The organism is Lysinibacillus sp. COL-1, from assembly GCF_059814265.1.
The window spans coordinates 3,171,788-3,184,334 of sequence record NZ_JCAWSJ010000004.1 but is presented as its reverse complement, the minus strand read 5'-3'; the positions used below and the strand labels follow the sequence as shown (position 1 = coordinate 3,184,334).

Genomic DNA, 12,547 nt, shown 5'->3' with positions numbered 1-12,547 from the left:
AAGGATGTGGAGAAATGGAATTTCTAAGTTGGAAAGTAGAAGATGGGGTAGCGATTATTACAATTGCACGTCCACCAGCAAATGCATTATCTCGCGGTATTATTGCAGAAGTTAACGCTGTCTTAAATGCTGTTGAACACGATGATGCAGTAAGAGTCCTTGTACTTCATGGCGAAGGCCGTTTCTTCTCTGCAGGGGCAGATATTAAAGAATTTACTGGGGTAGAATCTGGAGAAGAATTTACGAAGCTAGCTAGCAACGGGCAGCAAGTATTTGAGCGCGTTGAATCATTTTCGAAGCCTGTTATTGCAGCCATTCATGGTGCGGCATTAGGCGGTGGGCTTGAATTAGCCATGAGCTGTCATATGCGATTTGTCACTGAATCGGCAAAACTAGGTTTACCTGAACTACAATTAGGTCTTATACCTGGCTTTGGCGGTACACAGCGCTTACCACGTTATGTAGGTGTAGCAAAGGCTGCTGAAATGATGTTTACAAGTGAGCCAATTACTGGTGCAGAAGCCGTGCAGTGGGGCTTAGCGAATCGTACATTCTCAGACGAAGCACTGCTAGATGAAACGCTGAAAATTGCGAAAAATATTGCAAAGAAAAGCCCAATTGCTTTAAAAGCAGCTATTCAAACATTGCAATATGCAAAGCATGCATCATTTTATGAGGGCATTGAAGCAGAGGCAACATCCTTTGGGACAGTATTCGTATCAGAAGATGCCAAAGAAGGAATTCAAGCATTCATTGAAAAGCGTGAGCCTGTGTTTACTGGCAAATAATTTCCCAAATGTCGATAACAGTTTTAAGATGTTATCGGCGTTATCGAAACTGAAAATATATAATATTTATAAGTTTACTTAGAATTATAAAACGTTCCAGGAGGTATGGATATATGAATATTTTTGCATTAATTAAACGTACGTTTGATACAGAAGAAAAAATCGTAGTGTCGGGTGGTAAAATCCAAGAGGACGGCGCAGAATTCATTATTAACCCTTATGATGAATATGCCATTGAAGAAGCAATCCAAGTTCGCGATGCTGCTGGTGGTAAAGTAACAGTAGTGACAATTGGTGGCGAGGATGCAGAGAAGCAATTACGTACAGCACTTGCCATGGGAGCAGACGAAGCAGTGCTAATTAATACGGAAGACGATTTAGATGAGTTAGACCAAAATGCAGCAGCTTATCTATTAGCGGAATACTTAAAAGATAAAGAGGCGGATTTAATTTTAACAGGAAATGTTGCGATCGATGGTGGTTCAGGTCAAGTAGGTCCACGTGTTGCAGACTTATTAGATATAAATTATGTAACAACGATTACAAAGCTTGAAATTGATGGAACATCTGCGAAAATTGTTCGCGATATCGAAGGAGATTCAGAGGTAATTGAAACTTCTTTACCATTACTAGTAACAGCTCAGCAAGGTTTAAATGAGCCACGTTACCCATCTCTACCAGGTATTATGAAAGCGAAAAAGAAACCGCTTGCAGAGCTTGAGTTAGATGATTTAGATATCGATGAAGATGATGTAGAAGTGAAGATTGAAACAGTAGACATCTTCTTGCCAGCTCAAAAAGCAGCAGGCCGCATTCTAGAGGGCGACCTTTCTGTACAAGTAAAAGAGCTAGTAAATCTACTTCACACAGAAGCAAAAGTTGTTTAATTATTTGATGTTAATCGAATCTTAAAGGGTAACGGAGGGAATATGCTATGTCAAAAAAAGTATTAGTATTAAGTGAAGTTCGTGAAGGAAGCTTACGTAATGTTTCTTTCGAAGCAATTGCAGCTGCAAAACAAATCGCTGATGGTGGCGAAGTTGTTGGGGTACTTTTAGGAGATGCTGTAGCAAGTTTAACAGGACCATTATTTGAATATGGTGCTGACCGCGTAGTAACAGTGGAACACCCACATTTAAAACAATATACATCTGATGGCTATAGTCAAGCACTATTAGCTGTTATCGAGCAAGAAAAACCTGCTGGCATTGTCTTTGGACATACAGCAAATGGAAAAGATTTATCGCCAAAAATCGCAAGTAAATTACAAGCAGGCCTAGTATCTGATGTTACTGCTATTGAGGGTGCAGGCGATGATGTTGTCTTCATCCGACCAATTTACTCTGGTAAAGCTTTTGAAAAAGTGAAAGTGAAAGAAGGCGTTGTTTTAGCTTCTATTCGTCCAAATAACATTACACCTTTAGAAAAAGCAGAGGGTAAAACTGGCGATGTGTCTGCAATCACTGTTGATATTACAAACCTTCGCACAATTATTAAAGAGGTTGTTCGCAAATCTTCAGAAGGTGTTGATTTATCAGAAGCGAAAGTAGTCGTTGCTGGTGGTCGTGGGGTGAAATCTGAAGAAGGTTTCGAACCATTAAAAGCGCTAGCAGATTTACTAGGCGGTGCAGTTGGAGCATCACGTGGTGCATGTGACGCTGAGTACTGTGACTATTCACTACAAATCGGTCAAACTGGTAAGGTAGTCACACCAGATCTTTATATTGCGGCTGGTATTTCGGGAGCGATTCAACATTTAGCAGGAATGTCAAATTCAAAAGTAATTGTTGCAATTAATAAAGATCCAGAAGCTAATATTTTCAAAGTAGCGGATTATGGTATCGTTGGAGATTTATTCGATGTGATCCCACTTCTAATAGAAGAATTTAAAGCGTTAAAAGTAAACGCGTAATGCACAAGCGGGAAGGGCTAATCCTTCCTGCTTTTTTTGTGATGAAGTACTATTTGAAAATTATCGCAAAATAAAATATTGACATAATTAACGTTAGCCAGTATAGTGATTGATACAATAATAATGATTAGAAACGCAAAGATTAGGAGTAGTAAAAGCTCATTATTCGGTGAAGAGAGCTGCGGGATGGTGCAACGCAGACCAATAAGACTTTGAACTTGCCTAGGAGTGGTAACATAAATAGAATTGTCGGATTATTCTATTTGTTTGACGATTAACCTTCGTTACAAGGTTTTTAAGCTGGGTTCTCAAGAACCAATTAGAGTGGTACCGCGGTTTGCTGATAGCATATCGTCTCTTCTTTCATTTGATGATGAAGGAGTAGATGATATGCTTTTTTGATTTTTAGGAGGTAAGAAAGTGGAAAAAAACAAGCAACAATTAACAAGAACTATGACCTCGCGTCATATCACCATGATGGCGTTAGGTGGAGCCATCGGAGCAGGTCTATTTAAAGGAAGTAGTGCAGCCATTGATATGGCAGGACCTTCAGTGCTGATTGCCTATTTAATAGGGGGCATTATTTTATTATTTGTCATGCAAGGTCTAGCAGAAATGGCTGTTCGAAATAAAGAAGCAAGAACGTTCAGAGATTTAGTTCAATCAGTGTTGGGAAAATACCCTGCTTATTTCCTAGATTGGATCTATTGGAAAATGTGGGTTTTAAATATTGCAGCAGAATCTGTCGTCGCCGCTATTTTTATTCAATATTGGTTGCCAGAATATCCAATTTGGATACTTGCCCTGTCTGTTTCTGTGTTAGTGACAGCCATTAATTTATTATCGGTGAAAATATTTGCGGAAACAGAATACTGGCTAGCATTGATCAAAATTACCGTTATTATTGTCTTTATTATAGCAGGACTTATTTTATTACTTGCTACGTTTGGAAACCATAGCGCCGTTGGTTTTTCTAACTTAACTGAGCATGGTGGTTTTTTCCCTAACGGATCTATGGGATTAATTGCTGCTATGTTAGTTGTTATTTATTCTTATGGTGGTACAGAAATCATTGGGATTACATTAGCAGAAACGAAAAATCCTGAAAAAGTAGTGCCAAAAGCGGTTCGTAGTACATTAGTACGTATTGTTACATTTTATTTACTGCCTTTCTTTATTATCGTAAGCTTGATTCCATGGAATGAAGTAAACGGAGTTCCTGAAAGTCCATTTGTAATGGTGTTCAAAATGATTGGCATTCCAGGCGCAGATCACATTATGAATGCGGTTGTTATACTTGCCATTATTTCTTCCATGAATTCAGGGCTTTATGGCTCATCCCGTGTACTATATACACAAGCTGTAGACGGACGGGTTCCTAAAATATTTGCCCACTTATCTAAAAGAAAAGTGCCAGTATATGCTATTTTAATGTGTACATTAGCGATGTATTTAGGAGTTATTCTATCTTTATATGTTGGCAGCAAGACTTTTGATTTTCTAATGGGATCACTTGGCTATACCGTGTTATTTATTTGGTTAATTATTGCGATTGCCCATTTGAAATCCCGTAAAAAACAAGCAGAACATACAAGTGCCTATGAAGTAAAATGGTTCCCGTATACAACATGGATTGCCATTATGGCGTTAAGTGCGATTTTAATTGGGATTATTTTTACAACATCTATTATCGTGACAAGCATTACGTTAGGCATTTATCTTTTTATAACATTCACCTATGTATGGAAAGGTCGTTATCAAGCCAATTAATGGTCTTTATAGTTTTTTTCGACACAGTTTTTCATAAAAAATACATTGCAGGCAGATTGTTCGCTCAAGTGAATTTATCCATGCTATACTACAATCATAGTAAGTTTAAGGAGGATTTCAAATGGCAATTGTACATGCAACAGATGCTACGTTCCAGGACGATATTAAAGAAGGGTTAGTACTTGTAGACTTTTGGGCTGCTTGGTGCGGACCTTGTAAAATGATTGGGCCAGTTCTTGAAGAAATGGACGCTGCAGGAAGTGCGGCTAAAATTGTAAAAGTTGATGTAGACAATAACCAAGGTACTGCAGCTCAGTATCAAATTATGTCAATTCCGTCTTTACTATTATTTAAAGATGGAGAATTAGTTGACAAAACTGTAGGCTTCCAACCGAAAGAAGCTTTAGAAGCATTTATCGCAAAACATGCGTAATTAATGAAGTTCACAAAAGCCGGACCATCAATAGATGTGTTCGGCTTTTTTTCGTTATATAATAAAGGTAATATCTATCATATTCAATTGAGAGGGATTTTTACGTAGGGGGGCAGGTAGGTAATGAACGATTTAATCAAGCGTAAACTAGATATTTTACCGGATCAGCCTGGCTGCTATTTGATGAAGGATCGTCAAGGGACAATCATTTATGTGGGCAAAGCGAAAATACTGAAAAACCGTGTACGTTCTTATTTTACGGGAACACATGAAGGCAAAACACAAAGGCTTGTCGGTGAAATAGAAGATTTTGAGTATATCGTGACATCATCTAATATTGAAGCACTTATTTTAGAGCTGAATCTCATTAAATTACATGATCCAAAATACAATGTCATGCTAACAGATGATAAGACATATCCATATTTAAAAATTACGAATGAAAAACATCCACGTCTTATTACGACACGTAAGGTAAAAAAGGATAAGGCTAAATATTTTGGTCCTTACCCCAATGCTTATGCGGCAAGTGAAACGAAAAAGCTGTTGGATCGATTGTATCCATTGCGCAAATGTGTCCAATTGCCTTCCAAAGTTTGCTTGTATTATCATATGGGGCAATGTTTAGCACCTTGTGTAAAAGAAATTAATGGTCAAGTTTATCAAGAGATGATTGAGGATATGACGAAGTTTCTAAATGGTGGTGTCGAGGCAGTCAAAAAAGAGCTTGAAGTTAAAATGCTTGCAGCTGCTGAAAACTTAGAATTTGAACGAGCGAAGGAGTTTCGCGATCAGATTGCACATATTGATACGGTCATGCAGAAACAAAAAATAGTATCAAGTGATACAACGAACCGCGATGTATTTGGCTATGCCGTCGAAAAAGGCTGGATGTGTGTGCAAGTTTTCTTTGTTCGCCAAGGAAAGCTGATTGAGCGTGATGTCTCGGTTTTCCCAATTTATCAAGATGCTGAGGAAGAGTTTTTAACATTTGTTGGCCGCTTTTATGAAAAACCAGAGCATATTAAGCCGAAAGAAATTTTTATTCCACAAGCAATTGATGCAGCCATCTTAACGGAGTTATTAGAGCTTAAAGTTCTTACACCAAAAAGAGGTCAAAAGAGGGAATTGGTTGAATTAGCAACTAAAAATGCTGAGATTGCTGTGGCAGCTAAATTCCAGCTAATTGAACGGCAGGAAGAACGGACAATTGGTGCTTGTGAGGCACTTGGTGAAGCAATAGGTATTTCAACGCCATTACGAATTGAGGCATTTGACAATAGTCATATGCATGGCACGGATGCTGTATCGGCTATGATTGTCTTCATTGATGGAAAGCCTGCGAAAAAGGAATATCGTAAATACAAAACGCGTACGGCTGCAAAGCATGATGATTACGGTGCGATGCAAGAGGTTATACGTCGGCGATATTCGCGTGTCTTAAAGGAAGGCTTGCCATTGCCAGATTTGGTCTTAATTGATGGTGGCAAGGGGCAAATGGAAGTCGCCCGTGAAGTACTAGAAGATGAGCTTGGACTTGTTATACCGATTGCAGGTTTAGCAAAAGATGATAAGCATAATACGTCGCAGCTATTGTTTGGTGATCCACCAGAAGTGATTGCCTTAAAGCGTACTAGTGATAGCTTTTATTTATTACAACGAATTCAGGACGAAGTTCACCGCTTTGCTATTACCTTCTTGCGCCAACAGCATGAGAAGCATGCCATTCAATCGGTGTTAGACCATATTGAAGGTGTGGGGCCAAAACGCAAGCAGCAGTTGCTCAAACATTTTGGTTCAGTTAAGAAAATTCGAGAGGCGAGCGAGCTAGCTTTGCAGGAGGCAGGAATACCTGCTAATTTAGCGAGCCAAATTTATAGCTATTTTCAGCAAGAGTCATTGTCAAAGGAATAGACATGTGCTAAGGTTGTAAATAACATTGTTCGTCAATGTGATGAATAGCGAACTGGTGTGGCTAGCATGTTGACGCCAGCGTTAAACCAATTGAATACATTCACTTTATGGTGATGATAGAGGTGCAAGATTCAAGAGTAACACAATGGAGGATGAACAAGTCCAGAGATCGTGTGTGAAAGGGGAGCTTGCCGAAGTATAGCATTGTTGTTTCCTTTGTTGTACTGGTTTTACATTTAAGAAATGTAAGATTGTCGATTCTAAAAGTTTCGGAGAGCTATCACACATGCACAAGTTACGATCATTGTACATGTTATAGGCAGCTTTCACGTTATGTGGAGGCTGCCTTTTAGTTTTCTAGAAGCAGGTGAAATATATGACTGGAAAGGAGAACGCAAGAAATGGCTAAAATAGTGATGAAGTTTGGAGGGGCTGCACTAGCTTCTACTGAACAAATCCAAGAGGCAGCAAGGAAGGCGATTGCTGAAAAGGACAGAGGCTTCGATGTAGTCGTGGTCGTTGCAGCAATGGGACACACAACGAAAGATGTGCAAACGATGGTACATCAACTAACGGACGAAGTGCCCAAACGAGAATTAGCTGCAGTCGTGTCTACGGGCTCTCAATTATCCAGCGCTTTATTTGCCATCGCATTACAGGAAGCGGGCTATGAGGCAGTGTCCTTAACTGGATGGCAAGCAGGTATACATACAGATTGTAAGTATCGTCATGCACGTATCGACTATATCGATGACAGTCGTATTGAAGAACATCTTGTACAGGGACAAATTGTAGTGATTGCTGGAGAACAGGGTATTGATGAGGAACAAAATATTACTACACTTGGCAAAGGCGGAGCTGAAACAACAGCTATAGCACTCGCGGTAGCATTGGAAGCAGAGCGAACTGATATGTACACAAATGTTGACGGTGTTTATACAGCAGATCCACGCTATGTCAGCAAAGCTCAAAAGCTGCAGGAAATCTCCTATGATGAAATGCTGGAGTTATCTAATTTAGGATCACATGTTATTCATCCTCGTGCAGTGGAGTTAGCAAAAAAATTTCAAATGCCCGTTATTATACGCTCTAGCTTAGTAGAGTCAGTAGGTACTTTATTGAAGGAGGAAGTGGAAATGGAGAAAAATTTAGTCGTCCGTGGTGTAGCCTTTGAGTCAGATATTATCCGTTTGACAGTGGGGTATGATGCGTATGCCGATGGTGCATTGGCAGATATGTTTACAATCCTTGCAGAAAACCGCATTAATGTAGATATTATTGTACAGGCAATCATTGATGGCTTAAAACCAACTGTGTCTTTTTCCATTTTAAAAGAAGAATTTGCGGAAACATTGCGTGTTCTAGAAGATAGTAAATTGTCACTTGGCTTTAGTTTTGCTGACTTTGAAATAGGGTTGGCGAAGGTTTCTATCATTGGTTCAGGTATGGCCTCTAATCCAGGTGTGGCTGCTCGCATGTTTGATCGATTACGTCGTGAAGATATTCCTATAAAAATGGTTAGTACGTCTGAAATAAAAGTGTCTGTTGTTGTACCACAGGATGATATGATTCGTGCAGCAAATGCCTTGCATGATGAATTCAATTTAGAGCAAGCACTTTATATATAATAATAGAAGAAACAGTATTTTATGTAATAGTCCGAAATTAAAGGAAGAAAAAAGAAGGATTGTCATCCCGTTGAATAGGGAGACAATCCTTTTCATCATTCAGTAGGGATGGTATTCATAATACGTTCCTTGACATCCCATTTGACTGTAAACATGACATAGTGCTGCTTTTCTCGCTTTTCATCATAGCATTCTGTAAGGTAGCCTTTAGCTAATTGAATTTGCTCTGCTATAAATCCTGCTTCCAGTCTAAAGCTTCGTTGTTTGATTTGCAATATTTCAGGGTCATTTGTCAATTGGAAAATGCGACCATCCTTTGATTCCTTCATGAGCTCTAGTGTACCCCAGCAGGCATCTGCGAAAAATGCGATAAGTTCGTCTTGACTTTTGCATGGGAACTTGCGAGCAAGCTCTTTACCTGCCCAATAAAGGACATCATTCTCATGTTTACCAAGGATAGAAGATAGAATATGATCGCGAATGAGCTCATAACCAAATGATGAAATTGTAGGAGATGGAGTGTTTAACATTGTTATCCTTCTTTCTTAGAATTTTCTTAAAATTCAACAGTAATAAAGTAATGATAGATTTTTCGAGAAAAAACAACGCATCATGTACTAGATTAGTTCTTTAATAAGCTCTATGAAAAACTCCGAGTTGCCTTGACGCTCGTAGCTCTTGAGAGTACAATAAACATGTCATAATATTGTACCATGATGAAATACACAGTCAATGAAGTATCATTTACAAAATGATGACTTCTTTTGTTGTGCTATTTTAAGTACTAAGGGGGGTAACAGTCTTGTCGAAAGATCGAGAGTTTTTATGGCGTCGCTTACATTCTCTACTTGGTATCATTCCAGTAGGTCTGTTTTTAACGATGCACCTGTTCATTAACTTTACAGCAACAGGCGGGGCAGAAAGTTACAACGATGCTACCGCAGTAATGGAAAAGATTCCATTCCTTATCCTAGTTGAATGGATTGTCATCTATATTCCATTAATGTTCCACGCATTCTATGGTGTCTACATTGCATTCACTGCTACACCAAACACAGGACGTTTCAGCACATACCGTAACTGGATGTTCTCTTTACAACGTTTCACTGGTGTATTCCTAGTGATTTTCATTGCATGGCATATTTTCCAAACTCGTATTCAAAAAGCACTTGGCACACACGTTGATTACGACATGATGGCGAATATCGTTGCTAATCCATTCATGCTTGGATTCTACATTGTTGGTATTATATCAGCAACTTTCCACTTATCTAACGGTTTATGGGCATTCCTAGTAAGCTGGGGTATTACACAATCTCCTCAGTCTCAAAAGATTGCTACTTACGTAACAAACATTATTTTCGTAATTCTAAGTGTAGTTGGTGTGGCTGCTATTTTAGCTTTCGTATAATTCAATAGAAGCTACGATAGAGTAACAGCAATCATTGCAATTTTTTAAGAGGAGTGAGAAATAATCATGGCGAAAAGCAAAATAATTGTTGTCGGCGGTGGTCTTGCCGGTCTGATGGCAACGATTAAAGCAGCTGAAGTTGGTACTGAAGTTGATTTATTCTCATTAGTTCCTGTAAAACGCTCACACTCTGTTTGTGCGCAAGGCGGAATTAATGGTGCGGTAAATACAAAAGGTGAAGGGGATTCTCCATGGATTCACTTTGATGATACTGTATATGGTGGGGACTTCTTAGCGAACCAACCACCAGTAAAAGGTATGTGTGACGCAGCACCTGGCATTATCCACTTAATGGACCGTATGGGTGTTATGTTCAACCGTACACCAGAAGGACTTTTAGATTTCCGTCGTTTTGGCGGTACTTTAATGCACCGTACAGCTTTCTCTGGTGCAACAACTGGTCAACAATTACTATATGCGCTAGATGAGCAAGTTCGTTCTCATGAAGTAGCTGGTTTAGTAAATAAATATGAACACTGGGAATTCCTTGGTGTTATCATCGATGATGACGGCGTTTGCCGTGGTATCGTAGCGCAAGATATGCGTACAGAAGAAATTAAATCATTCCGTGCAGACGCTGTTATTATGGCGACTGGTGGCCCTGGTATTATCTTCGGTAAAACAACAAACTCTGTTATTAACACAGGTTCTGCTGCTTCTATCGTTTATCAACAAGGTGCTTCATATGCGAATGGTGAATTCATTCAAATTCACCCAACAGCGATTCCTGGAGATGACAAAAACCGTCTAATGTCAGAATCAGCTCGTGGTGAAGGTGGTCGTATTTGGACTTATAAAGACGGTAAACCTTGGTACTTCTTAGAAGAAAAGTACCCAGCTTATGGTAACTTAGTACCACGTGATATTGCAACACGTGAAATTTTTGATGTCTGTGTAAACCAAAAACTTGGTATTAATGGCGAGAACATGGTATACCTAGATCTTTCTCATAAAGATCCACATGAATTGGACGTTAAACTTGGTGGTATCATCGAAATCTACGAAAAATTCGTAGGGGATGATCCACGTAAATTACCAATGAAAATTTTCCCAGCAGTTCACTATTCAATGGGTGGATTATGGGTTGATTACAACCAAATGACTGAAATTCCTGGTCTATTTGCAGCAGGTGAATGTGATTACTCTCAACATGGTGCAAACCGTCTTGGTGCGAACTCATTATTATCTGCTATCTACGGTGGTATGGTTGCAGGACCAAACGCAGTAGATTATGTAAAACACCTTAAAAAGCATGCAGAAGATCTTCCACAAGAGATTTACGATGCTCGTGTCAAAGAGGAGCAAGCGAAATGGGATGCTATCATGAAAATGGAAGGCACAGAAAACGCTTACTTACTGCATAAAGAGCTTGGTGAAATGATGACTGCTACAATGACTGTAGTACGTTACAATGATCAGCTTGAAGATACATTGAAAAAACTTGATGAGCTTACTGAGCGTTGGAATAACATCAACATTAACGATACGCAAAAATGGAGTAATCAAGGCGCGCACTTTACGCGTCAACTTAAAAATATGTTAGTGCTTGCAAAAGTAATGACAAAAGGTGCACTATTACGTAATGAATCTCGTGGTGCACACTATAAACCTGATTTCCCTAACCGTGATGACGAGCAGTTCTTAAAAACAACAATGGCGAAGTTTGACCCAACTACTGGTAATCCAATCATCACGTACCAAGAAGTCGACGTTTCTTTAATCCCACCACGTAAACGCGACTACTCTGCGAAAGGAGACTAAAAGTTATGCAAATCGCAGCTAATACTGGAAGAATGGTCAAAGTGGAAATCTTACGTCAAGATACACAAGGCGGCAATAGCTACTGGCAAAAATTCCAAGTGCCTTACCGTCATGGTATGAACGTAATCTCAATTTTAATGGAAATTCAAAAAAATCCTGTTACTGAAGATGGTGTAAACACATCGCCAGTATCATGGGATATGAACTGTTTAGAAGAAGTTTGTGGTGCATGTTCAATGGTCATCAATGGCCGTCCACGTCAATCATGTTCAACACTTGTTGATCAATTGACTGAGCCAATTAAGCTTGAGCCAATGAAGACATTCCCTGTTATTCGTGACCTACAAGTTGACCGTGAACGTATGTTCAATGCACTTAAAAAAGTGAAAGCTTGGGTACCAATTGATGGTACTTATGATTTAGGTGAAGGTCCACGTATGCCAGAAGGTAAACGTCAATGGGCTTATGAATTATCTAAATGTATGACTTGTGGTGTATGTATGGAAGCATGTCCAAACGTGTCTGAAAAAGCTTCATTCATCGGACCAGCTCCATTATCACAAGTACGTCTTTTCAACACTCACCCAACTGGTGCAATGGTTAAAGATGAACGTTTAAATGCTATTATGGGTGATGGTGGCCTTGCGAACTGTGGTAACTCTCAAAACTGTGTAGCTGCATGTCCAAAAGGTATTCCTTTAACAACATCTATCGCTTCACTAAATCGTGCAACTACAGTGCAAATGTTCCGTAACTTCTTCGGTTCTGATCACTACGTAGATTAATATACGGACAAGCTAAATGCCCAAACTCTCTTACACTTTGTGTGAGGGAGTTTTTTTATTTGAAGTTGCATATGATATAAACAGA

The 12,547-nt window shown here is 39.2% G+C and carries 11 protein-coding genes, 1 riboswitch and 1 other annotated feature; of the genes, 10 read left to right on the top strand and 1 reads right to left on the bottom strand.

All coding sequences use genetic code 11. From position 1 onward, the window contains the following. Positions 1–14 precede the first annotated feature (14 nt). The 7 genes from AC6BKE_RS24015 (at position 15) to AC6BKE_RS23985 (ending at position 8,445) form a co-directional block, all read left to right on the top strand. Complete coding sequence (locus AC6BKE_RS24015; RefSeq protein ID WP_340811834.1) at positions 15–788, top strand: enoyl-CoA hydratase; 774 nt, start codon at positions 15–17, stop codon at positions 786–788. A 113-nt stretch (positions 789–901) separates the two neighbouring features. Continuing rightward, a complete protein-coding gene (locus AC6BKE_RS24010; protein WP_036128240.1) occupies positions 902–1,675 on the top strand; it encodes an electron transfer flavoprotein subunit beta/FixA family protein in 774 nt (257 codons plus the stop codon). Between the two features lie 47 nt (positions 1,676–1,722). Then, positions 1,723–2,700 (top strand): electron transfer flavoprotein subunit alpha/FixB family protein, encoded by a 978-nt coding sequence (locus AC6BKE_RS24005; protein WP_058844336.1) that lies wholly within the window; start codon positions 1,723–1,725, stop codon positions 2,698–2,700. A gap of 129 nt (positions 2,701–2,829) precedes the next feature. Continuing rightward, positions 2,830–3,062 (top strand) — a binding site (T-box leader). Positions 3,063–3,153: 91 nt separating this feature from the next. Beyond that, complete coding sequence (locus tag AC6BKE_RS24000; protein WP_445668850.1) at positions 3,154–4,470, top strand: amino acid permease; 1,317 nt, start codon at positions 3,154–3,156, stop codon at positions 4,468–4,470. Between the two features lie 121 nt (positions 4,471–4,591). Continuing rightward, positions 4,592–4,903 carry a thioredoxin gene (trxA, locus tag AC6BKE_RS23995; protein ID WP_004226420.1) on the top strand — a complete coding sequence of 104 codons (312 nt, stop codon included), beginning with the start codon at positions 4,592–4,594 and terminating at the stop codon, positions 4,901–4,903. A 123-nt stretch (positions 4,904–5,026) separates the two neighbouring features. Beyond that, on the top strand, positions 5,027–6,817 hold the full coding sequence (gene uvrC / locus AC6BKE_RS23990; RefSeq protein ID WP_499858171.1) for an excinuclease ABC subunit UvrC: 1,791 nt from the start codon (positions 5,027–5,029) through the stop codon (positions 6,815–6,817). A 109-nt stretch (positions 6,818–6,926) separates the two neighbouring features. Next, positions 6,927–7,105, top strand: a riboswitch (Lysine riboswitch). A gap of 113 nt (positions 7,106–7,218) precedes the next feature. Beyond that, positions 7,219–8,445: an aspartate kinase gene (locus tag AC6BKE_RS23985; RefSeq protein ID WP_058844338.1), complete on the top strand. Its 1,227-nt coding sequence runs from the start codon at positions 7,219–7,221 to the stop codon at positions 8,443–8,445. A 95-nt stretch (positions 8,446–8,540) separates the two neighbouring features. On the opposite strand, the gene AC6BKE_RS23980 is transcribed toward AC6BKE_RS23985, so the two are convergent. Beyond that, on the bottom strand, positions 8,541–8,975 hold the full coding sequence (locus AC6BKE_RS23980) for a YslB family protein (RefSeq protein WP_036128229.1): 435 nt from the start codon (positions 8,973–8,975) through the stop codon (positions 8,541–8,543). Between the two features lie 272 nt (positions 8,976–9,247). Here AC6BKE_RS23980 and AC6BKE_RS23975 point away from each other — a divergent pair, with 272 nt between their 5' ends. From AC6BKE_RS23975 to sdhB, 3 genes are all read left to right on the top strand, one after another. Beyond that, on the top strand, positions 9,248–9,856 hold the full coding sequence (locus AC6BKE_RS23975) for a succinate dehydrogenase cytochrome b558 subunit (protein WP_036128227.1): 609 nt from the start codon (positions 9,248–9,250) through the stop codon (positions 9,854–9,856). A 66-nt stretch (positions 9,857–9,922) separates the two neighbouring features. Next, on the top strand, positions 9,923–11,677 hold the full coding sequence (sdhA, locus tag AC6BKE_RS23970; protein WP_036128225.1) for a succinate dehydrogenase flavoprotein subunit: 1,755 nt from the start codon (positions 9,923–9,925) through the stop codon (positions 11,675–11,677). Between the two features lie 5 nt (positions 11,678–11,682). Then, on the top strand, positions 11,683–12,462 hold the full coding sequence (gene sdhB / locus AC6BKE_RS23965; protein WP_058844339.1) for a succinate dehydrogenase iron-sulfur subunit: 780 nt from the start codon (positions 11,683–11,685) through the stop codon (positions 12,460–12,462). Positions 12,463–12,547 lie beyond the last annotated feature (85 nt).